16 protein-coding genes, 3 pseudogenes and 1 riboswitch are annotated in these 21447 nt (G+C 72.2%); of the genes and pseudogenes, 12 read left to right on the plus strand and 7 right to left on the minus strand.

Features of this window, described 5'->3' with window-relative positions:
- Positions 1 to 201: 201 nt before the first annotated feature.
- A riboswitch (TPP riboswitch) is annotated at positions 202 to 312 on the plus strand.
- From thiE to thiC, 7 genes and pseudogenes are all read left to right on the plus strand, one after another.
- Positions 307 to 927 (plus strand): annotated as a pseudogene (gene thiE / locus ACN28C_RS09695) (thiamine phosphate synthase); the annotation flags it as partial. Its footprint overlaps the riboswitch before it by 6 nt.
- Before the next feature lie 116 nt (positions 928 to 1043).
- Positions 1044 to 2186: a glycine oxidase ThiO gene (gene thiO / locus ACN28C_RS09700; RefSeq protein ID WP_422773173.1), complete on the plus strand. Its 1143-nt coding sequence runs from the start codon at positions 1044 to 1046 to the stop codon at positions 2184 to 2186.
- A complete protein-coding gene (thiS, locus tag ACN28C_RS09705; protein WP_422773174.1) occupies positions 2177 to 2377 on the plus strand; it encodes a sulfur carrier protein ThiS in 201 nt (66 codons plus the stop codon). The genes thiO and thiS overlap by 10 nt, the downstream gene beginning before the upstream one ends.
- A gap of 101 nt (positions 2378 to 2478) precedes the next feature.
- The gene (locus tag ACN28C_RS09710) at positions 2479 to 3246 is read left to right on the plus strand and encodes a thiazole synthase (RefSeq protein WP_422773175.1); all 768 of its coding nucleotides are present in this window, start codon (positions 2479 to 2481) and stop codon (positions 3244 to 3246) included.
- Between the two features lie 92 nt (positions 3247 to 3338).
- Positions 3339 to 3923: pseudogene (locus ACN28C_RS09715) on the plus strand (thiamine phosphate synthase); the annotation flags it as partial.
- A gap of 206 nt (positions 3924 to 4129) precedes the next feature.
- On the plus strand, positions 4130 to 4996 hold the full coding sequence (gene thiD / locus ACN28C_RS09720; protein WP_422774598.1) for a bifunctional hydroxymethylpyrimidine kinase/phosphomethylpyrimidine kinase: 867 nt from the start codon (positions 4130 to 4132) through the stop codon (positions 4994 to 4996).
- Complete coding sequence (gene thiC / locus ACN28C_RS09725) at positions 4993 to 6585, plus strand: phosphomethylpyrimidine synthase ThiC (protein ID WP_422773176.1); 1593 nt, start codon at positions 4993 to 4995, stop codon at positions 6583 to 6585. Before thiD ends, thiC begins: the two co-directional genes overlap by 4 nt.
- A gap of 94 nt (positions 6586 to 6679) precedes the next feature.
- Here thiC and ACN28C_RS09730 read toward each other — a convergent pair whose 3' ends face one another.
- The 3 genes from ACN28C_RS09730 to ACN28C_RS09740 all read right to left on the minus strand — a co-directional run bounded on the left by ACN28C_RS09730 (position 6680) and on the right by ACN28C_RS09740 (position 11750).
- On the minus strand, positions 6680 to 9475 hold the full coding sequence (locus ACN28C_RS09730; protein ID WP_422773177.1) for a hypothetical protein: 2796 nt from the start codon (positions 9473 to 9475) through the stop codon (positions 6680 to 6682).
- Between the two features lie 131 nt (positions 9476 to 9606).
- On the minus strand, positions 9607 to 10431 hold the full coding sequence (locus tag ACN28C_RS09735; RefSeq protein WP_422773178.1) for an ABC transporter ATP-binding protein: 825 nt from the start codon (positions 10429 to 10431) through the stop codon (positions 9607 to 9609).
- Positions 10432 to 10553: 122 nt separating this feature from the next.
- Complete coding sequence (locus tag ACN28C_RS09740) at positions 10554 to 11750, minus strand: ABC transporter substrate-binding protein (RefSeq protein WP_422774599.1); 1197 nt, start codon at positions 11748 to 11750, stop codon at positions 10554 to 10556.
- A 455-nt stretch (positions 11751 to 12205) separates the two neighbouring features.
- On the opposite strand from ACN28C_RS09740, the gene ACN28C_RS09745 reads away from it, so the two are divergent.
- The 5 genes from ACN28C_RS09745 (at position 12206) to ACN28C_RS09765 (ending at position 17575) form a co-directional block, all read left to right on the plus strand.
- A complete protein-coding gene (locus ACN28C_RS09745; protein WP_422773179.1) occupies positions 12206 to 15304 on the plus strand; it encodes a nitrate- and nitrite sensing domain-containing protein in 3099 nt (1032 codons plus the stop codon).
- Positions 15301 to 15711 carry a roadblock/LC7 domain-containing protein gene (locus ACN28C_RS09750; RefSeq protein ID WP_422773180.1) on the plus strand — a complete coding sequence of 137 codons (411 nt, stop codon included), beginning with the start codon at positions 15301 to 15303 and terminating at the stop codon, positions 15709 to 15711. The genes ACN28C_RS09745 and ACN28C_RS09750 overlap by 4 nt, the downstream gene beginning before the upstream one ends.
- Before the next feature lie 66 nt (positions 15712 to 15777).
- Positions 15778 to 16146: a DUF742 domain-containing protein gene (locus ACN28C_RS09755; protein WP_107260835.1), complete on the plus strand. Its 369-nt coding sequence runs from the start codon at positions 15778 to 15780 to the stop codon at positions 16144 to 16146.
- Positions 16127 to 16780: a GTP-binding protein gene (locus ACN28C_RS09760; RefSeq protein ID WP_422773181.1), complete on the plus strand. Its 654-nt coding sequence runs from the start codon at positions 16127 to 16129 to the stop codon at positions 16778 to 16780. The genes ACN28C_RS09755 and ACN28C_RS09760 overlap by 20 nt, the downstream gene beginning before the upstream one ends.
- Positions 16781 to 16855: 75 nt before the next feature.
- Positions 16856 to 17575, plus strand: coding sequence for an SDR family NAD(P)-dependent oxidoreductase (locus ACN28C_RS09765; protein WP_422773182.1), 720 nt, complete (start codon positions 16856 to 16858; stop codon positions 17573 to 17575).
- Between the two features lie 98 nt (positions 17576 to 17673).
- Here ACN28C_RS09765 and ACN28C_RS09770 read toward each other — a convergent pair whose 3' ends face one another.
- From ACN28C_RS09770 to nirD, 4 genes and pseudogenes are all read right to left on the minus strand, one after another.
- Complete coding sequence (locus tag ACN28C_RS09770) at positions 17674 to 18450, minus strand: ABC transporter permease (protein WP_422773183.1); 777 nt, start codon at positions 18448 to 18450, stop codon at positions 17674 to 17676.
- 115 nt (positions 18451 to 18565) lie between these two features.
- Entirely contained in the window at positions 18566 to 19582 is a 1017-nt protein-coding gene (locus tag ACN28C_RS09775) for an ABC transporter substrate-binding protein (RefSeq protein WP_422773184.1), read from the minus strand.
- Between the two features lie 425 nt (positions 19583 to 20007).
- Complete coding sequence (locus tag ACN28C_RS09780; RefSeq protein ID WP_422773185.1) at positions 20008 to 21096, minus strand: uroporphyrinogen-III synthase; 1089 nt, start codon at positions 21094 to 21096, stop codon at positions 20008 to 20010.
- Positions 21096 to 21437, minus strand: a pseudogene (gene nirD / locus ACN28C_RS09785) (nitrite reductase small subunit NirD); the annotation flags it as partial. The pseudogene nirD and the gene ACN28C_RS09780, both read right to left, overlap by 1 nt.
- Positions 21438 to 21447: the final 10 nt, after the last annotated feature.

A 21447-nucleotide genomic window follows, 5' to 3' on the forward strand; every position in this document is an offset into this window, starting at 1 on the left:
ATACGGCGGTGAGGTTAATTCGGGTAACGGTTGTGTAACGAGGTGGAATCATCCGGATAGGACAGACATATCCGCCAGACCATCCGACCCCTGTTCTCCGTGCCGGGGCGTCGGCCGCGTGGCGCAGGGTGGTTGACCGCTGACGTTGTGCGATACGTCACGGGTCTTTACGGATCCGTGATCGGCCGCGTACGCTCGCCGCTAGTAACCCACGGGAGCCCGGTGGACCGGGCTGAGAGGGGGGCTACCGAGCCCCCGACCGTCGAACCTGATCCGGGTAATGCCGGCGCAGGGAGGAGTGTTGCCGTGGTACACCTCGGACGACTTCATCTCGTCACCGACACCCGACCGGGCCGGGATCCGCTCGCCGTGGTCGAGGCGGCCCTCGCCGTCGCCGGCCCCGAGCTGGTCGTGCAGGTGCGGGTGGAGGACGACACCGACGACCGGACGGCGTACGAGCTGGCCGCCGCGGTCGCGGTGCGCTGCGCTGCCGCCGGGGCGTCCTGCCTGGTCAACGACCGTCTGCACGTCGCACTGGCGATCGGAGCGGCGGGCGGGCACGTCGGCGCCCTGGACCTGCCGGTGGACGCCGCCCGCCGGGTGCTCGGCCCGACCGCCGTGCTCGGCGCGACGGCCCGGGATCCGCAGGCCGGTGCGGCGGCGGTGGCGGCCGGAGCCAGCTACCTCGGTGTCGGCCCGTGCCACGCCACGTCCACGAAGGACGGCCTGCCGGCGCCGATCGGCCCGGAGGGGATCCGGCGGGTCGCCTCGGCGGTGCCGGTACCGGTGATCGCGATCGGCGGAATCACCCCGGAACGGGTGCCCGCGCTGCTCGCCGCCGGCGCGTACGGCGTGGCCGTGGTCGGCGCGATCTGCCACGCCCCGGATGCCGGCGAAGCCACCGCCGCCCTCCTGGCCGCCCTCTCCGCCGTCCCACCCCCACCCCTACCCGCGCCCCCGCTCGTGGTGGACCGGGGAACGTCATCGGGGCTCCCACCCCGGTCAGGTTCCCCGTCGTCCGCGCGGAGTGCGGGGGCGGGAGGATGGTAGGCGGCGAGCGGGGAGCCGACGTCGCGGTGGTCGGTGCCGGGCCGATCGGGCTCGCCGTCGCCTGGCGCTGCGCCACCCGGGGCCTGCGGGTCAGTGTGTACGACGCGACGCCCGGTTCCGGCGCCTCGGAGGTCGCGGCCGGAATGCTCGCCCCGGTCGCGGAGGCGTACTTCGGCGAGCGGATGCTGACCGGGCTGCTCGTCTCGTCGGCGGCGCGCTGGCCCGACTTCGCCGCCGAGCTCACCGCCGAGACCGGGATGGACCTGGGCTACCGGACCGAGGGGACGCTGACCGTCGCACTCACCCCCGACGACCTGGCCGAGGCGGAGCGGCTCTGGACGTACCAGCGGCAGGTGGGACTGCCGGTGACCCCGCTGCGGCCGGCGGAGCTGCGCGAGCGCGAACCGCTGCTCGCCACCCGGCTGCGCGGCGGCGCGCTCGCGCCCGGAGACCACCAGGTCGACCCGCGCCGGCTGGTGGCGGCGTTGCGGATCGCCGCCGAGCGGGCCGGGGCGACAATGCTGCCCCGGCCGGTGAGGGACCTGGCGGAACCGGACGCCGCGGTGACGGTGGTGGCGGCCGGCTGCGGTACGGCGGCACTCACCGGCCTGCCGGTCCGGCCGGTCAAGGGGCAGGTGCTGCGGCTGCGCGCTCCCGACGGTGCGGCGCCCCGGTTCCGGCACGTGATCCGGGGCCACGCCGACGGCCGGGGCGTCTATCTGGTGCCCCGGACCGACGGCGAGGTGGTGGTCGGGGCCACCGTCGAGGAGCGCAGCGACCTCGGGGTCACCGCCGGGGCGGTGCTGGAACTGCTCCGCGCCGCCACCGACCTCCTGCCGGAGATCGCCGAGTACGAGCTGGTCGAGGCGCGAGCCGGGCTGCGTCCCGGTACGCCGGACAACGCCCCGCTGCTCGGCCGGCTGCCGGACCGGCCCGAGGTGGTGGTGGCGGCCGGACACTTCCGGCACGGCATCGTGCTCACCCCGCTCACCGCCGACCTGGTCACCGACCTGATCGTCACCGGGACGCCGGATCCGGCGCTCGCGCCGCTGGATCCGGGCCGGTTCGGCGTGCCGGATCCAGCGGCAGCGGCGGAGGACGGACCGACCAACGAGGGGAGGACACTGTGGAGCTGACCGTGAACGGGATCGCACAGCGGCTGCCGGCCGAGCTGAGCGTGGCGGAGCTTGTGGAGCGGATCACCGACGCGCACCGTGGGGTGGCGGTCGCGGTGAACGGTGAGGTGGTGCCCCGGGGCGGCTGGCCGGGACGGCAGCTCCGGGACGGTGACCGGGTCGAGGTGCTGACCGCGGCACAGGGCGGGTGAGCGTCATGACCCTCCGACTCCCCGGAACCGGACCCGGACTCCCCGGAACCGGACCCGGACTCCCCGAGCCGGAACCCGGACCCGGACCCGATCCCGGGTCCGTGTTCGTGCTCGGCGGTGACAAGTTCGGGTCCCGGCTCATCCTCGGCACCGGCGGGGCGAGCAGCCCGCACGCGCTGGAACAGGCGATCCGGGCCAGCGGCACCGAGCTGGTCACGGTCGCGCTGCGCCGGATCGACAGCAGCGCCACCATGGGCGGCGGCCTGCTGGAGGTGCTCGCCAGGTGTGGCGTACGGCTGCTGCCCAACACCGCCGGATGCCGTACCGCAGCCGAGGCGGTGACCGTGGCCCATCTGGCCCGGGAGGCGTTCGAGACGTCCTGGGTCAAACTGGAGGTGATCGGCGACGAGCGGACTCTGCTCCCCGACGCGGTCGAGCTGGTCAGCGCCGCGGAGCGGCTGGTCGCCGACGGGTTCACCGTGCTGCCGTACACCACCGACGATCCGGTGCTGGCCCGACGGCTGGCCGATCTCGGCTGCGCGGCGGTGATGCCGGCAGGGGCGCCGATCGGCTCGGGGCTCGGCATCACCAACCCGCACAACCTGCGCCTGCTGCGGCAGAGCGTCGACGTCCCGGTGATCCTGGACGCGGGCGTCGGCACCGCCTCCGACGCGGCGTTGGGAATGGAGCTGGGCTGCGACGCGGTCCTGCTGGCCAGCGCGGTGACCCGGGCGGCCGACCCGGTGCGGATGGCGACCGCCATGCGGCTCGCCGTGGAGGCGGGGCGGCTGGCGGCCGGGGCGGGACGCATCCCCCGGCGCTTCCATGCGCTGGCCTCCACTCCGGACGAGGGGCGGCCGGAGCTGTGAACGGCCGTCAGGCGACCGTGCCGGGTGGGAACGGTCCGGGTGGGAACGGTCCGGGTGGGGTCGTGCCGGGTGGGAACGGTCCGGGTGGGGTCGTGCCGGTCGGGGTCGTGGTCGTCACCGACCGTTGGCAGGCGAGCCGGTCGCTTCACGAGGTGGTCGGTGCGGCGGTCGACGGCGGGGCTCGTCGGGTGCTGTTGCGGGAGCGGGACCTGCCGCGCCCGCAACGACTCGAGCTGGCCCGGCGGCTGCGGGCGATCCTCGCTCCGGTCCGCGGCACCCTGCTGGTAGCCGGGCCGGACCCGCTTGACGGTGATGCGGTGCACCTGCCCGCCGCCGGGCCCTACCCGCCGCCGACGCTGCCGCTGGTCGGTCGCTCCTGTCACGACGAGTCCGAGTTGAGCCGCCTCTCCACGGAGGACTACGTGACCCTCTCGCCGGTCTTCACCAGCCCGTCCAAGCCCGGGTACGGACCGCCGCTCGGTCCCGCCGGCCTGGCGCGGCTGGTCGCCCGCACTCCCGTGCCGGTGCTCGCGCTCGGTGGGATCGGCACGCCCGAGCAGGTCGAGGCGTGCGTGGCCGCCGGTGCGGTCGGGGTGGCGGTGATGGGTGCGGTGATGCGGTCGGACGACCCCGCCGGACTACTCCGTCGCCTCTGCGCGGCAGCCGCCACAGGCGCCGACGGCCCTCCGCCGGAGAGGACCGGTCTGCCGTCCGGAGCAGGTCTGCGGGTCCGAGTCGGTGACTCGGCTCTGCGGGTCCGAGTCGGTGACTCGGCTCTGCGGATCCGAGTCGGTGACTCGGCACCGGCACGGGGGTCGGGACCGGGGTCGGGACCAGGGTCGGTGCCAGGACCTGGATCGGGATCGGGGTGGTCGCCGTGACGGTGACGCCGCCGGTGGTGCTGACGGTGGCCGGCTCGGACTCCGGGGCCGGCGCGGGCATCCAGGCCGACCTGAAGGTCTTCGCCGCCCTCCGGGTGTACGGCACCTCGGTGATCACGGCGATCACCGCGCAGAACACCCGCCAGGTACGCGCGGTCTTCCCGATCCCCGCCGAGATGGTGACCGAGCAGCTCACCGCCCTGGTCGAGGACCTGCCGCCGGTGGCGGTCAAGACCGGCATGCTCGGTGAGGCGGCGGTCGCCTCGGCGGTGGCGGCGGCTGCCCGGGCCGGACTGCTGCCCAACCTGGTGGTCGATCCGGTGCTGGTCTCGACGAGTGGTGCCCGGCTCGGTGTGGTCGACGCGATCGAGCGGCTGCTGCCGTACGCCATGGTGGCGACGCCGAACCGGGCGGAGGCGGCGGCAATCCTCGGCCGTGCCGTCACCGGCCCGGACGAGATGGCGGAGGCGGCGCGTCAGCTCGCCGCCGGCGGTCCCCGGTACGTGGTGGTGACCGGCGGCGACGTCGACGGCTCGGGCCTGGCGACCGGCGGTGGCGAGGCGTTCGGGGGCGCGGTCGACGCGCTCTGGACCGGTACCGAGGTGCGGCTGCTGCGCCGGCCCTGGGTGCCGACCCGGAACACCCACGGCACCGGCTGTTCTTACTCGGCGGCGATCGCCGCTCGGCTGGCGCTCGGCGATCCGGTGCCGGAGGCGGTGGCCTCCGCCAAGGAGTACGTCACCCGCGCACTGCTCGGCGCCCGGAACTGGGCGCTGGGCGGCGGACACGGACCGCTCGACCACCACGACTGGTCCGGCACACCGACGGAAAACGGGTCCGGTTCATCCAGCATAGGGAGGTTGTCATGAAGGCTCGCCGCAAGGTGTACGTGACGGGGGCGCGTCCGGACGTCCGGGTGCCGTTCGCAGAGGTCGAGCTGACCGGGGACGAAGCGCCGGTCCGGCTCTACGACACGTCCGGTCCCGGCTCCGACCCGGCCGTCGGGCTGCCTCCGCTGCGCGGGACGTGGATCGCCGAACGGGGCGACGTGGCGCCGGTCCGGGGAGCGGGAACGCCGCTGGCCGGCCGGGACGGTGCCCGGCCCACCCAGTTGGCGTACGCCCGGGACGGGATCGTGACACCGGAGATGGAGTTCGTGGCGGTCCGCGAGGGCCTGCCGGCCGAGGTGGTGCGGGACGAGATCGCCGCCGGCCGGGCGGTGCTGCCGCTCAACGTCAACCATCCGGAGTGCGAACCGGCGATCATCGGGAAGAGGTTCCTGGTGAAGGTCAACGCCAACATCGGCACCTCGGCGGTGACCTCGTCCATCGCCGAGGAGGTGGAGAAGCTCACCTGGGCGACCCGGTGGGGTGCGGACACCGTGATGGACCTCTCCACGGGCAAGCGGATCCACGAGACCCGGGAAGCGATCATCCGCAACTCGCCGGTGCCGATCGGCACCGTGCCGATCTACCAGGCGCTGGAGAAGGTCGGCGGCGACCCGGTGAAGCTCTCCTGGGAGGTCTTCCGGGAGACCGTCATCGAGCAGGCCGAGCAGGGCGTCGACTACATGACGGTGCACGCCGGGGTACGCCTCGGCTACGTGCCGCTCGCGGTCGACCGGGTCACCGGGATCGTCTCCCGGGGCGGCTCGATCATGGCGGCCTGGTGCCTCGCGCACCACGAGGAGAACTTCCTCTACACCAACTTCGCCGAGCTCTGCCAGATCCTCGCCCGGTACGATGTCACCTTCTCGCTCGGTGACGGCCTGCGGCCGGGCTCGATCGCGGACGCCAACGACGAGGCGCAGTTCGCCGAGCTGCGTACGCTCGGGGAGCTGACCTCGGTCGCCTGGGAGCACGGCGTACAGGTGATGATCGAGGGACCCGGCCACGTGCCGATGCACAAGATCAAGGAGAATGTGGACCTCCAGCAGGAGCTCTGCCACGAGGCACCGTTCTACACCCTCGGCCCGCTGACCACGGACATCGCCCCGGCGTACGACCACATCACCTCGGCGATCGGCGCCGCGATGATCGGCATGTTCGGCACCGCCATGCTCTGCTACGTCACCCCGAAGGAGCACCTGGGGCTGCCGGACCGGGACGACGTCAAGGCGGGCGTCATCGCATACAAGATCGCGGCGCACGCGGCGGACCTGGCCAAGGGGCACCCCGGGGCGCAGGCATGGGACGACGCGCTCTCGAAGGCGCGGTTCGAGTTCCGCTGGGAGGACCAGTTCAACCTGTCGCTGGATCCGGAGACCGCGCGGGCGTACCACGACGCCACCCTGCCGGCGACGCCGGCCAAGACGGCGCACTTCTGCTCCATGTGCGGGCCGAAGTTCTGCTCCATGAAGATCACCCAGGAGCTGAAGGAGTACGCGGCCCAGGGCATGCGGGAGAAGTCGTCCGAGTTCGTGGCGACCGGCGGCAAGGTGTACCTGCCGCTGGCCTGATCGCTCGGTTCCGGGCCGGCTCGGCGGCCTCCCCCGGTCACCTGCGCACCGATGGCGTCATCGGCTGGAGATAACGCCATCGGTGTACAGGTGGTCAGTCGTCCGGGTCGGCGTGGTGGCGGCCGCTCGACCGCAGCGACCGTCGTACGCTGCGGTCGAGCCGGAGGTCGGATGCCGGGTCGGGTTCGCTGAGTCCGCTCACCCAGTCGACGTACTCCTCGTCGCGGGCGGGCACCGGATCGTTCGTACGGTTGCGCCCCTTCGGCTCCCGCTGCTTCGACTCGCCCTTGCCGTTGTCGGCGGTGTCGGAGTTGTCGTTGTCACTGCCCGTGGTGGCGGCGGTGGTGGCGGTGGTGGTGGCGGTCTGCTCCGGGTCGGTCGCGGCGCTGTTCCGGTTGCGCCGGAACAGACCACGGCGGATCCGTCCGGTAGGCCGGTCCGCCTCACCGCCCACGGCGGCCTCGGCAGCGGTGTCGGCCCCGGCTGTGGCCTGCAGGCCGGCGGTGGCGGCGGTCTCGGACTGGGCGGTCTCGGACTGGGCGGCGGTCTCGGACTGGGCGGTCTCGGACTGGGCGGCGGTCTCGGACTGCGCGGTGGCGGACTGCGCGGTGGCGGGGTGCGGCCCCGTCGTCGCCGTGGACCTGGTCCTGGGCGTGACCTGCGGGCCGTCCGTAGCGGCGGACCTGGTCCGCGGGCCGGCCGTGGCCCCCGGGCCGGCCGTGGCGGCGGGCGTCGCCTCGGATGTGGTCTCGGGTGAGGCGTGCGGGCCGGTCGCGGTCGGCGGGCTGGTCCGATTCGGCGTCGTCGGGACCGGGATGTCTCCGCTGATCACCGGAACGGGACGGATGCCAGCGGGGCCGGTCCGCCCGGCCGCACGCGCCTCCGTCCGGTTCCTCGCCGCATTCGCCTCCGCTGGGTTCCCGGCCGCGCCCGCCGGACCATCGCCGGTTCTGCTGGCCTCGCTGCCCTGCGCCGGCGGGTGGGCAGGGGCGGGGGTCGGGCGCGGTTCCTGGCGGTCGAGGCCGGGGCGGCTGACCGGGGCAAAGGCGTTCCAGGACGTCTCCGTCCGGGAGGGCGTGCCCGCCCCCCTGGAGGTGTCCGCACCGATGGCGGCAGCATCCGGTGACTCCGGCACTGGCTGCCCCGCCTGCGCTGACCGGGGCGCCGGCGCGGACTGCGCCGCCCGGGGCGCCGGTGCCGTCCATGGCGCAGACGCCGGTGGCGGCGGTGGCGACGATGGCGTCGCCGGTGATGTGGGCGGAGTCACCGGCCAGAAGTCCTCGGTGCGCAGCCGTCGGGCACCGGACCAACCGGGCGGGAGGCCGGCATCCGCCGGCTCGGTGCCCGGCCCGGTATCCGTCGCACCGCTGGATCCGGCGGCGTTCCGAGGCGGCTGCGGCGTCGTGTTCCGTGCCGGCTGCGGCGTCGTGTTCTGTGCCGGCTGCGGTGTCGTGTTACCTGGCGGGGTCTCGGATTCGACAGGCGCCGAGGAGCCGCCCAGGTCTGTGCTGGTCGGGCCGTCCCGGCCGGTCGACTGGCCGATCGGCCCCGTGGATGCCGAGTGCTCCGTGGAGCGGCGCGGGGTCGGGATCCCGGTGCGCCAGATCGTGTCGACCGGGGTGCCGCCGGGCGTGCCGATCGGCGGTGCGGTCGACGCACTCGACAATGTGCCCGACGTGCCCGACGTGCCCGACGTGCCCGACGTGCCCGACGTACCCGACGTGCCTGACGTGCCCGGCGGCATGTTCGACCTGCCGGGCCCGGCGGTCGTGGTGCCGGAGGGCGGCGTGGGTGTGGTCGACAGGATCGTGGTCGGCGCGTCCGTGCCGCTGCTGCCGGCGGCCAGCGGCACGGTGTCGTCGCCGCCCGCCCTGTGGCCGGGGCCCGCAGCGGTCGTGGGAATCGCCACGGTGTCGGTGTCGTCAGCGCTCCTGCCGGTGCCGGTGCCGGTGGTGGTGGTGCCGGTGGTTGCCACTTTGGTGGCGGGCCGGTCGGCGTCGTCGGTCGAATCAGTGGCGGCGGTCTCCGCCCGAGCGGTGGTGACCAGCGGCCACCGGAGCGTGGCCGCCAGCACCGAACCGAGCGCGCCCGCACCGACGGCGATCAGCGCCCCCCAGTACGGCGCCGCCTGGTAGGCGTCGGTCTGCTCGCCCCTACCCGCGACGACGTACGCCAGTCCGAGCATTGCCGGCCCTGCCACCCCGCAGCTCGCCACCACCGGCACCGGCCGCTCGCACCACCGGGCGAGCGCACCGACCAGCGCGCCCGCGACGAGGGCCAGCGCCGGCATGGCAACGACCGCCAGCCGCTGGCTGGTGCCGGCACTCAGCCAGTCGGGGTCGACGCCGCCGAGCCGGACGGCGGGTAGCGGGTCGGCGGGGCCGAGCGAGGGAAGCACGGAGACGATGGCCAGGAACCAGGCGGCGCCGGTGACGGTCGCGATGTTCCAGGCGACCGGGCGCAGGTTCAGCGCGGCCAGGGCGGCGACGAATCCGATCCCGGCGCCGATCGCCGCGGCCACGCCGGTCGTCGTCACCGGATCTGCCGAGGCGAGCTGGGCCGTGCGGGCGGGTTGCATGCAGAGCGGTGCGACCGCGAGCGCGCCGAGGGCCGCCACCGCGGCGATGGCCGCACGGGCACCGAGGGCGGTGGGTAGCGCGTAGCGGCGGGCCAGCCGGTCAGCCAGCATCCCGCCGAGCACCGCCGCGACCATGGCGAACCAGCTGACCCAGGCCACCTGGGCGGGCCACTGGTTTACCGTGGACGCGGCAAAGGGGCGGTCGAAGCGGACGAGGCCGAGCCCGTACGCGATCCCGAGCTGACCGGCGCCGCCGACGATCCCCACGAGGAGCGCGGCGAGCAGCACCCTGCCCCAGGTCCGGTAGGCCATGCGCGGCACGTTACGCACTCGGGGCACGTTACGCACTCGTCCGGCCGGGCGGCGCCCGGGGGCGGCCATCGGACATTACACATACGTGACGATGTGGAACGTCTGGCGACCAAGAGTGATTGGTAGTTGACTCAGTGCTGTTGGTCGCCCTGGGTGCCACCGCCGGGGCCGCTGCCGTGCAGGGCCAGGCCGGCGTCGCGCTCGGGGTGGTCGAGCAGGAGTTCGTGGAGCTCCGCGCTGGCCCGGGCGACGTCCTCGAAGTGCGCGTTGCGCCCGAGCGACCGCGGACGCGGGATGTCGATGTCGAGCACCTTGCGGATCCGTCCGGGGCGCGGGCTGAGTACGACGACCCGGTCGGCGAGCAGCACCGCCTCGTCGATGGAGTGCGTGACGAAGACGATGGTCGCCGAGTGCTCCATGTGAATCCGCTGGAGCTCGACCGAGAGCTCCTCCCTGGTCAGCGCGTCCAGCGCGGAGAACGGCTCGTCCATCAGCAGGACCTTCGGCTGCTGGATCAGGGCCCGGCACAGCGACACGCGCTGCTGCATCCCACCGGAGAGCTCGTGCGGGAGTCGCTTCTCGAACTCGGTGAGCCCGACCATCGCCAGCAGGTCGCGGGCCCGGTCGCGGTGCGCGGCCTTCTTCCAGCCGAAGATCTCGGTGGGCAGCAGCACGTTGTCGAGCACCGACCGCCAGGGCAGCAGGGCCGGCCGCTGGAACACCATGGCGATGTCCCGGCGTGGCCTCACGACGACCTCGTCTGCCACCCGGATCTCGCCCTCGGTCGCCGGGAGCAGGCCGGCCACCAGCCGCAACAGGGTGGACTTGCCGCAGCCGGAGCGGCCCACCACGGCGAGGAACTCGCCCTCGGCGACGTCGAGGTCGATACCCCGCAGCGCCTCCACGGCACCGGACCGACCGCCGAAGGTCCGGGACACCCCGGAGAGTCGGATCATGGTTGGGCCACCCCATTCGACGATCGACAGTGTGTCGACAGGCTATCGGAGGAGGTCTCCCGGCGGGGAAGGTCTTCTCCCGCCGCCTCCCGCCGCCGGGAGACCGTGTCCGGTCGCGGGCCTCAGCCGGCGAGCCGCCACCTGCCGCCGCGCGCCACCAGCAGGGTGAGCGCCTGCGGCATCAGTCCTGAGTGGTTTTCCGGCGTCATCCGGATCGGACCGGAGAGCCCGTCGGTCTCGGCGGTCTCCAGCAGGCTGCGGATGCGCCCCCGGTTCGGCGTCTCGCCGTCGCTGTCGGCCCGCACCGCCGCGTCCACGATGAGTTGCAGGGCGTCGGCGGCGAACGAGGAGTATCCGTAGTAGCCGCCGAAGCGTGCGGTGTAGTCCCGGAACCACTGCTTGCTCGCGGCCTTGGCCGGCGTCGTCGCGATGACGTCGTCGATCACCATGGTCTGGGTGAAGACCATGGTGGTGTTCTCCGCCGCGCGGCCACTGTTGCCGATGAACAGGTCACCGGCGGCGACGGCGTCGAAGAAGACGTGCCCCCGGTAGCCTTCGCCGCGCAGGCTCGTGATCGCGAGATTCGCCTGGTCCGCGGGGGCCCAGACGATCACCGCGTCGGGCTCCTCCTCCACCAGGGCACCGACCGCCTGGCTGACGTCGGTGTCGGTGGGCTTGACCGACCGGCGGATGACGATCGGAATGTCCGTCGCATCCTCTTCGGGGCCGACGAGTTCGTTCCGCAGGGCCGCCACACCCTCTTCGCCGTATTTGTCGGCGGTGTGCAGCAGTGCCACCGTCTTGACCCGGCGACTGCGGAGTTCGGCAGCGAGGGCAGCGACGTTGTCGCGCGCGTTGGGGCCGAGTTTGAACATGAATTCCCGGTCCTGCCCGGGTGCGGCCACGTCGCCGGCCGGCGCGAGGGCGATGGTCGGAACCTGTTTGCTCTTCACCGTCTTCGCCGCGCCGATGGCGCACTCGTTGCAGCTGCCCATGATGATGCCGCTGATCGCCGGGTCAGCCGTGAAATCACCGATGTTGGTTGCCGAGATGCTCGCGTCGAACTTGTTGTCCCGGACCTCCAGGCGGACCCGGCGTCCGCCGAGCGCGCCGGACTCGTTCAGTTGTTCGACCCGGAGCTCCAGGGCACGCTGGTAGGCCTTGCCCACCTGCGGGGCGGCGCCGGAAAGCTCCAGGTCGGCGCCGATCACAATCTCTCCGGAGTCTTCCTCCGGCGCGCCGAACTGACAGCCGGTCAGTGAGGTTGCCAGGATGGCCGACGCGAGCAGCGCGGGTATCGCGGAGCGGATGGGCCTCAACTCAGTCCTCCAGGTATCCGGCGCGGGGTGGGGGTTGCCCGGCCGCCGATCTAGTCGTCCACAATGGATGGGCAACGATCTGCCGTACGGTTCACGCGAAGCCTTCAAACCCGCAAAACCTTGCCAATGCCGGGGCGTCCCGGTCAAGCGGTGGATACGGCCCCGGTTTCGGGATGACGGGTCTCACATAGTGATAAGAGGGGGTACGGGTGCGAGATAACTTTCCAGATACAAGCGACCACTCTAGTGATATACATGCTGATCAGAGACTTGGCGTTCCGTCGATCTCTCGGCGCCGAGGGTAGTAGACGTCCCATGATGGACCTTTGCTGCCCTCCCGTCGCTTCCCAAAGCGGCCTTCTTCTGATGAAATCGCGGCCGTGCCGCGTGCGGCTCGATCCGCTGCAGCAGGCATCGGTCGACGGGTCACGTAAAGAAACGACGGAGGCGATGTCGTGAGCACCGGACCTACGACCCTGCCCGCCAAAGGTCTGCGGGGGGGCGTTGCACCACGCCGTTGGCTTCCCCGGCTTCGGGATACCCGGATCCGATCCAAGCTCGCGCTGCTGCTCGTCGTCCCTGTGGCCGCCGTGCTCGCGCTCGCCACGATCCGGCTCGTCGACATCGGACAGGGTGCCTACCAGGCCGGTGTGCTCCGGTCGCTTACCGAACTCTCCACCGACGTCTCGGCGCTCACCCAGGACGTGCACAAGGAACGGATGGCCGCCGCCCGGCTCCTCGCCAGGTCGCCGGAGACGACCACCGAGGTGTACGACGCGTACGTTCAGCGCACCGACGCGCGGATCGCCGCGTACAACGACCGGCGTGCCCAGGTCAGCGACATCCCGGCCTCCGTGGAGGACCGGCTCCGAATCATCGACGACCGGCTCACCACCCTCAACGCCACCCGGCAGGAGGTGCTGGAGCGCGGGCAGATGCCACCGGGCGAGGCGACCCTGCGGTACGGCATGATCATCGGTGAACTGGTGGCGTACGGCGAGGCGCTCGGCGAGATCTCCGGCGAGAGTGCGGTCGGTGACAGCCTGCGTACCCTGGCCGCCCTCGCCCAGGCCAAGGAGGCCGTGGCCGAAGAGGAGGCGGTGGTCTACGGCGCACTGGCAGGCAGCACCGGGGTGCTCGACCAGGAGCAGTTCTCGGCCTTCATCGCCACCCTCACCAGCCAGCAGGAGGCGTTGCTGGCGTTCGGGGCATCTGCCGACGCGCGACAGGAGGCGGTGGTCAACGGCAGCGTCACCGGCGACGCGGTGATCCTCGCCGACAAGGTGGCCCGGGACCTGAGCCGCTCGGTCGGGCAGCGGGCCCCGGTCAGCGCCAGTTCGGCGGCGATCGCGATCGGCTCGATCAACGACCTGATCCGCTGGGCCGAGACGCAGCTCGAGGCCGACCTGCTCGACCAGGCCGAGCAGGTCCGGTCCGAGGTCGTCCAGCAGGCGGTCGTGGAGTCGGTGATCGTGCTCCTCACCCTGGCGATCGCGCTGGCCCTCGCCGTCGTGCTGGCCCGGTCGCTCAACCAGTCGCTGCGCCGGCTCCGCGAGGGCGCGCTCTCGGTCGCCAACCACGACCTGCCGGAGGCGGTCCGCCAGCTTCGCGACGTCGGCACCGTCGGCGAGGGTGGCGTGGAGGAGATCGTCCGGCAGGTCCGGGATCCGATCCGGCTCAACAACAAGGACGAGGTCGGTCAGGTCGCCCTGGCGTTCAACGTGGTCCACAAGGAGGCGGTCCGGATCGCGGCCGAGCAGGCCGCCCTGCGGACCAGCGTCTCGGCGATGTTCCTCAGCCTGGCCCGGCGAAGCCAGGCGCTGGTCGACCGCATGATCGGTGAACTGGACGCGATCGAGCGGGGTGAGGAGGACCCGAAGCGTCTGGCCCGGCTCTTCGAGCTCGACCACCTGGCCACCCGGATGCGCCGCAACGACGAAAACCTTCTCGTGCTGGCCGGCGCGGACTCCACCGCACCCCGCCGGGAGGACGCGCTGCTGATCGACGTCCTCCGCGCCGCGCAGTCCGAGGTGGAGCTCTACAACCGGATCGAGTTCGGGACCGTCGACCCCGACATCTCGGTCGCCGCGCACGCGGTCAACGACGTGGTGCGGCTCGTCGCCGAGCTGCTCGACAACGCGACCCGCTTCTCACCGCCGCACACCACCGTGGTCGCCGACGCACGGCGGATCCGGGACTACGTCCTGATCCAGGTGGAGGACCGGGGCCTCGGGCTCAGCGAAGAGCAGATGGACGCTCTCAACCGCCGGCTGTCGGCTCCGCCCACCGTCGACGTGGCGGCCTTCCGGCTGATGGGTCTCGCGGTCGTCGGCCGGCTGGCGCACCGGCACGACATCCGGGTCGACCTGCGCCGCAACGTGGAGGGCGGCACGGTCGCCCAGATCACGCTGCCGGCCGCCACCGTGGTGCTGCCCGGTCCGCGCGGCGGCGGCCAGCTCATCGGCCGACCCCGGCAGCCACTCGCGGTGGAGCAGGGGCCGGCCACGAACCGGCCGACGAGCGGTGCGGCCTGGCAGGAGACGCTCTCCCCGGTGGGCGCGTCGCGTGGTGGCGGCACCCTTACCGAACAGTGGCGGAGCGCAGCGTCGCACCAGTGGCAGAGCGCGGGTGAGCCGGCCGGCACCGGTGCTCCGGTCAACAGCCACCTGACCGCGAACCACCTGTCGGCCCCGCCCGCCCCGGCGTACCAACAGAGCATGACGCCGACCTACCAGGCGCCGGCGTCGACGGCCCCGCCGGCCCACTCGGGCCTGGCCGGCTCGTCAGGGGTCACCTCGCCGACCGTGCAGTACCCGACGGTCGGCGGTGCCCTGCCGCACCGGGGTGCCGGTTCCGGCCAGAACGCCACGCACGCCATGACGCCGACGGCGGCACCGACGTCGGGACTGCCCTCCGGTCCGGTCGCAGGGGCGCCGGTCAACGCCGCGTCCGCGGTGGCACCCCGGGTGGAGGACACCGGCGAAGCGCCGATCTTCCGGGAGATGGAGGCGAGCTGGTTCCGTACCCACGGATCGGACTCGACCGCGATCTTCACCGTGCCGCCGGGCGGATACCAGTCGCCCCCCACGCCGAGCGGGTCGCCGAGCACGGCGACTCCGGGTCGGGCACCGTTGACCAGTCGCACACCGGGGCGGTCGGCGCCGCCGCCCGCCCCGTACGCACCACCATCCCCGCCGCCCGCCACCGCGCCACCACCCGCTGCGGCACCGCCGCCGGCCGCCCCCACGCCGACGCCGCCCGCCGCGGGGAGCGAGGGAGCCTGGCGGACGGCCGCCGACGAGGGCTGGGCCAGGGCCAGCCAGGCGGCCGAGCCGGCCAACGGCGGCACCACTCGCTCCGGCCTGCCCAAACGGGTGCCGCAGGCGCAACTCGTGCCGGGCGGCGTCGAGCCCAAGAGCGGGCGCGAGCGGACCCGTCGTACCCCGGACGAGGTGCGGGGGCTGTTGTCGGCCTACCACCGCGGCGTACAGCGTGGGCGGACGGCCGGTTCCGAGCAGAACGGCATGATCTCAACCAAGGAGACGAGCGGATGAACAGGCCAGCAGCGATGCAGGATATGGGTTGGCTGCTCAGCAACTTCGCCGACAGCGTCGCCGGCATCGCACACGTCGTGGCGGTCTCGGCGGACGGCCTGCTCCTCGCCTCCTCACGGGACCTGCCGCCGGACCGGGCCGACCAGCTCGCGGCGATCACCTCCGGCGTGGTCAGCCTGACCGACGGCGCCTCCCGGATGTTCAGCGCCGGCGGGGTGCTGCAGACCGTCATCGAGATGGACAGCGGATATCTGTTCCTGATGTCCATCAGCGACGGTTCCTCGATGGCGGTGCTGGCCGCTCGCAGTTGCGATGTCGGTCAGGTCGGCTACGAGATGGCGTTGCTTGTGGAACGGGTGGGTGCGGCCCTGGTGCCGCTGCCGCGCGAGGCTGTCGGGCGCCCGTAACCTCTGGGGTTGACGAAGGATGGCATCGATGCAGCCGCGACTGGACCTTGGGGAGGTGACCACGGCATGGAAGGACGACGCGACGACCCGCGTGGAGCGCTCGTCCGCCCGTACGCGGTCACCCGCGGCCGCACCGAGCCCCGTCAGGACATCGCGCTCGAGGCGGTGCTCGTGGCGAGCCCGGCCGCGGTCGTGGAGTCCCGGTTTGCCGGCCATGACAAGCACCGCATCGCCACGATCTGCGAGGGCCGGGCGCAGTCGCTGGCGGAGATCGCGGCGTACACCCGGCTGCCGTTGGGTGTCGCCCGGGTGCTGGTCGCCGACATGGTGGCCGACAGCCTGCTGACGCTGCACAATGCCGCTCCACCGTCTGAGGCGTACGAGGAGCGGATGGAACTGCTTGAGAGGGTGCTAAGTGGACTTCGCAGGCTATGACCCGGCCAGGCCGCGTCGCGGCGGTGGTGGCGGTGGCAGCGGCGGTGGTGGCGGTGGGATCACCTCCGCCAAGATCGTCATTGCCGGCGGGTTCGGGGTCGGCAAGACGACACTGGTGGGTGCGGTATCGGAGATCACTCCGCTGACCACCGAGGCGGTGATGACCGCGGCCGGAGTCGGCATCGACGATCCGTCCAAGGTGCCGGGCAAGGAGACCACCACGGTCGCTATGGACTTCGGTCGGATCACCATGGCCCAGGACCTGATCCTCTACCTGTTCGGTACGCCCGGACAGACCCGGTTCTGGTTCATGTGGGACGAGATCATCCGGGGTGCCGTCGGCGCGGCCGTGCTGGTCGACACCCGGCGGATCACCGATGCGTTCGCCCCGCTGGACTACTTCGAGAACCGGCACCTACCGTACGTGGTGGCGTTGAACTGCTTCGATGGCGCCCCGCAGTACGAGCCGGAGGAGGTGCGCGAGGCGCTCGCCATCTCTCCGCACGTGCCGCTGGTGATGTGCGACGCCCGGCAGCGCGAGTCGGTCAAGCACGTGCTGGTGAACGTGGTGCAGCACGCGATGGAGGTGCTGCGGGCGGAACACGGCCGGGGGCAACCCACGCCGGTCGGCTGACCCTCGCCGTCATGCAGGCTTGCCGGGCCCGGGGAGGCTCCGCGGTTCAATCCTGCACAACGAGAGGGACAGAACATGCCACAGCACGACGGCCCCGATGACGGCTCCGTAGTCGTCATCGGGGGTACCTCCGGCCTCGGCCGGGACGTGGCCGAGCACTACGCGAAGCGGGGACGTGAGGTCGTCATCACCGGGCGCGACGCGGCCCGGACCGAGGCGATCGCCGCCGAGATCGGCGGCCGGACCAGCGGTGTCGCCGTCGACCTCTCCCAGCCTGAGACCATCGCCGCCGCGCTCGCCGGGATCGGCGAGGTCAGGCACCTGATCCTCTCCGCGTTCGTCCGGGACACCAACAAGATCTCGGACTACCAGATCGACCGGGCGGTCGGCCTGGTCATGGTGAAGATGGTCGGCTACACCGAGGTCGCGCACGTGCTGGCGCCGAGGATGGTGCGGGACGGCTCGGTGCTGATCTTCGGCGGTGGCTCCAAGGACCGGCCGTTCCCCGGGTCGGCGACGGTCTCCACGGTGAACGCCGGGGTGGTCGGCCTGGTGAACGTGCTCGCCGCCGAGCTTCGGCCGGTCCGGGTCAACGCCCTGCATCCGAGCATCGTCGCCGACAGCCCGTTCTGGGCCAGGCAGCCGGCCGAGATACACGAGACCTACGCGGCACGTACGCCGACGGGCCGGCTGACCACGATGGCGGACGTCACCGACGCGGCGGTCTTCCTGTTGGAGAACCGGGCCGTCAACGGGGTGAACCTCAACATCAACGGCGGTACCGGGCTGATCTGAGTTCCGGGCCGGTCCGCTCCGGAGCCGGTGTGGCCCCGGAGCGGACCGGCGCCGAGCGGCGGCCGTTGGCGAGCAGGCGGCGGGAGGTCCCGTCCCGTTCAGCCGGAGATCTTCTGGGCCCAGGGCACGACGAGCCGCTCGGCCATCACCACGGCGTAGAAGAGGCTGATCCCGAGCAGCCCGGTGAGGGTGATCGCGGCGAACGCCAGCGGGGTGTCGAAGGACTGCTGGGTGCTGTAGATGATCGCGCCGAGCCCCTTGTTCAGGGTCTGCAACTCGGCCACGACGGCGCCGATCAGGGAGAGCGTGATGCCGAGTTTCAGCCCCACGAAGACCTGGGGGAGCGCCCACGGCAGGCGTACCTTCAGATAGGTCTTCAGCCGGGACGCGGAGAGCGACCGGGTCAGTTCGTGGAGGTCGGCCGGGGTGGAGGTGAGGCCCGCCATGGTGGCGATCATGATGGGAAAGAACGCGATCAGGACGACGAGGGAGACCTTGGTCCGCGAGTCGTAACCGATCCAGAGGATCAGCAGCGGGACGAGGGAGACCTTCGGCACCGCGTTGAACGCCACGATCATCGGCAGGGTGGCCTGCTCCAGCAGGCGTGAACTGGTCAACAGGAGTGCGGCGAGCATCCCGCCGGCCGCCGCGACGCCGAAGCCGGCGAGGGTCACCCAGAGCGTCACCCAGGCCGCCTCGAACAGGTAGGCCGGCTCACGGTCGAAGGCGTCGACAACCTCCGGCGGCGACGGCAGGAAGAGCGTCTCGATGTCGAAGACGGCGGTCACCAGCCACCACAGGCCGATCGCGGCGATGGTGCCGACGACCGGCAGGGACGTTCTGGTGCCGGCGGAAAGCTCTCGCCTACCGCTCATCGGATCCGCTCCGGCGGTGTCCGCGCCAGACGCGCAACATTTTCTCTCCTCTGGGGTCGGCAAAGGGACGGCGAGTGGCTCTCCACTCGCCGTCCCCGAGGTGTCACGCCGAGGGTCAGGCCTTGGGCGCGATCGAGAAGTCGATGACCTTGTCCGGGGTGAGGCCGGCCGGGATCAGCTCGGCGCCCTGGAGGATGGCGATGGCGCGGGCGGCACGCTGCTCGTCGAGCGCACCGACCACCCCGCCGGGTGCGGAGGTGACGTACGGGGTCATCAGCTTGATCTCGGCGGCGGCACCCTGCTCCTGCACGTTCGGGTTGTTCGCCTTCATGATCTTGGCGGCCTCCTCCGGGTTCTCCACCGTGTACTTGAGGCCCTTCATCGCCGCGTCCTTGAACCGCTTGACGATGTCCGGGTTGTCGGCGGCGTACTTGGCGGTGGTGGTCAGCCCGGTGCCGAGCAGGTCACGCAGGTAGTCGGTGAGCGGCAGGACGGTCATCTGCTGCTTGGTGACCGTCTCCACCGTGTTCCGGGTGATGACGAAGGTGCTCAGCACGTCGACCTTCTTGCCGACCAGCAGGCCGACCAGGGTCTGCGGGGTGGCCTCCACGAACTGGAGCTTGTTGGCGTCGAAGCCGGCCAGCTTCCCGTACGCCGGAAGCAGGGTCTTGGTGATCGAGCCCTGCGCCACGCCGACCTTCTTACCCTCCAGGTCGGTCGGCTTGGTCACACCGGATCCGGGCGGGGCGAAGATCGCCACCAGGGTGCTCTGGTGCACGGCGGCGATGACCCGCATCTCGCTGATCTGGCCCTTGCCGGTCTGGATCATGAGCTGCGTCACGTCGCTGTAGGTGAACTGCGCCTTGCCGGAGAGCAGCCCCTGGTTGTTGGTGGCCGGGGCGCCCGGCTGGATGGTGACGTCGAGCCCGGCCTCGGTGAAGAAGCCCTTGTCCTTGGCCACCCACGCGAATGCGTCGTGGCCGCCGGTGCCGAACCCGGTGAGGTATGTCACCTTGTCCGGTGCCTTGCTGCCGCCGTCACCCTCGGAGTCGTCCGACCCCGAGCAGCCGGCGGTGACCAACAGTGCCGTGGCCAGCGCGGCGGCGGCCAGCACGCGTATACGCCTCGTCATTCCTACCTGTCCTTTGAGGAGAATCCATTGCGGATGTAGATCGGTTGCCCGGTTTCAGGATCGGTCGCGTCCCGCTGGTGTCGCCGCGCGGGTGCAGAGGATTACCGACGGATCTCCATGGCCGGTGCCCGCCATGATCGTAATGCCTTGCCCGATGTTTCCGGCAGTCCTCCTGACGCGTCCGCGAGCAGGGTGTGACGCGACCCGAAAAATCCTCCGCCAGGGGTGACGAAGCGCCTCCACCTGTCCCCTGTGTACGGACCCGGATGGCAGTTTACGGTCGCGTCCGGGACGTTGCGGCCCTACCCTGCCAACCGCCTGCCTGCCAGTCAAGGGATCAAACCGAGCCGATACCCAAGCGTGAGGCGGGCCGATGTCCCCGCGTGCGGCGGCCGATGTCCCCGCGTGCGGCGGGCCGGCGCCGGTCAGTCGACCGGCAGCCGGTAACCGCGTTTGACCACGGTCTGCACCACCCCGGGGGCGCGCAGTCCGGCCCGCAGCCGGGCCACCGCCATCTCGACGGCGTGCTCGTCGGCACCCCTGGGGAGGGTACGCAGCAGGGCGGCCCGGGACATCACCCGGCCGGGGGTACTGGCCAGGGCCCGGAGCACCGCCATCGGGGCGGGGGCGAGCGGGCGGAGTTCACCGTCCAGGATCGCGGCGTGCCCGCGCAACGTCAGCACATGCCCGGCGACCTTGACGCTGATCGCCCGCTGCGGCAGCTCGTCCACGATGGTCCGGACCAGCGCGCCGAGCCGGGCCCGGTTCGGCGAGACCACCGGTACGCCGTGCCGGCGCAGCGGAGCGGCGGTGACCGGCCCGACACAGGCGGCCAGCACGTCCGAGCGCATCGCGTCCAGCACCGCGTCGGTGCTCGGCCCGGCCGCCCGGAGCAGCGCGTCGACGGCCGGCGCCGAGGTGAAGGTGACCGCGTCCACCAGTCGGCCGGCGATCAGGTCGACCAGCCGGTGCAGCGGGGCCGGGTCGGTCGGCGCCGCCCACCGGTAGACCGGCACCTCGAGCACGTTCGCCCCGGCCGCCTCCAGCGCCGCCGTGCACTCCGGCTGCCGCTCGCCGTGCAGCTGCATCGCGATCAGCTGACCACGTACGCCGCGCTGCCGCAGGTGCTCGATCACCTCGTCACAGCTCTCGGAGGCGGGGGACCACTCGTCGTGCAGGCCGGCCGCCCGGATCGCACCCCGGGCCTTCGGGCCCCGGCTGACGATGTAGGCCCGGGAGAGCACCGAGCGCAGCGGCTCGGCCAGCCCCCAGCCCTCGGCAGCCTCCAGCCAGCCACGCATCCCGATCCCGGTGTTCGCCATCAGGACGTCCGGCGGGTTGTCCAGGCAGGCCCGGGTCGCCGCCCGCAGTTCGGTGTCGTCGGCCAGCGGCACGATCCGCAGGGCCGGGGCGAGCACCACCCGGGCACCCCGGCGCTCCAGCATCGCGGTGAGTTCGTCGCGGCGCCGGTCGGCGGTGACCCCGACCGTGAAGCCGGCGAGCTCGCCGGACATCAGCGGCCCCCGGCCGGCCGGTGCCGGGCCGCCACCTCTACCAGCCCGTCCCGGCAGCGCACCGGGTAGGTCGGCACGGTGACGCCGGAGACGTCCAGGCAGTCGCCGGTGCGCAGGTCGTACACCTGTTTGTGCAGTGGCGAGGCGACCGTCGGGATCTCGCCGCGGGTGCCGACGATGCCTCGGGCCATCACGTACGCCCCGGCGATCGGGTCCCGCTGTCCGATGGCGAAGAGCCGGCCGTCGTGCGTGCGGAAGACCGCCACCTGCTCGCCGCCGACCAGTGCCGCCACCCCGCGCTCGGGCTCCAGCCGCCGGTACGGGCAGACCGGCGTCCAGCTCGCCTCCTGG

Origin of the sequence: Plantactinospora sp. WMMC1484, from assembly GCF_049315195.1 — a bacterium.
Classification (GTDB): domain Bacteria; phylum Actinomycetota; class Actinomycetes; order Mycobacteriales; family Micromonosporaceae; genus Plantactinospora.

What these genes read in the sequence shown, in the direction of transcription:
- thiO (WP_422773173.1), top strand. Translation starts at nt 1,044, where the DNA reads ATGGTAGGCGGCGAGCGGGGAGCCGACGTCGCGGTGGTCGGTGCCGGG.
- thiC (WP_422773176.1), top strand. Translation starts at nt 4,993, where the DNA reads ATGAAGGCTCGCCGCAAGGTGTACGTGACGGGGGCGCGTCCGGACGTC.
- ACN28C_RS09730 (WP_422773177.1), bottom strand. Translation starts at nt 9,475, where the DNA reads ATGGCCTACCGGACCTGGGGCAGGGTGCTGCTCGCCGCGCTCCTCGTG.
- ACN28C_RS09735 (WP_422773178.1), bottom strand. Translation starts at nt 10,431, where the DNA reads ATGATCCGACTCTCCGGGGTGTCCCGGACCTTCGGCGGTCGGTCCGGT.
- ACN28C_RS09750 (WP_422773180.1), top strand. Translation starts at nt 15,301, where the DNA reads ATGAACAGGCCAGCAGCGATGCAGGATATGGGTTGGCTGCTCAGCAAC.
- ACN28C_RS09755 (WP_107260835.1), top strand. Translation starts at nt 15,778, where the DNA reads ATGGAAGGACGACGCGACGACCCGCGTGGAGCGCTCGTCCGCCCGTAC.
- ACN28C_RS09765 (WP_422773182.1), top strand. Translation starts at nt 16,856, where the DNA reads ATGCCACAGCACGACGGCCCCGATGACGGCTCCGTAGTCGTCATCGGG.
- ACN28C_RS09770 (WP_422773183.1), bottom strand. Translation starts at nt 18,450, where the DNA reads ATGAGCGGTAGGCGAGAGCTTTCCGCCGGCACCAGAACGTCCCTGCCG.
- ACN28C_RS09775 (WP_422773184.1), bottom strand. Translation starts at nt 19,582, where the DNA reads ATGACGAGGCGTATACGCGTGCTGGCCGCCGCCGCGCTGGCCACGGCA.
- ACN28C_RS09780 (WP_422773185.1), bottom strand. Translation starts at nt 21,096, where the DNA reads ATGTCCGGCGAGCTCGCCGGCTTCACGGTCGGGGTCACCGCCGACCGG.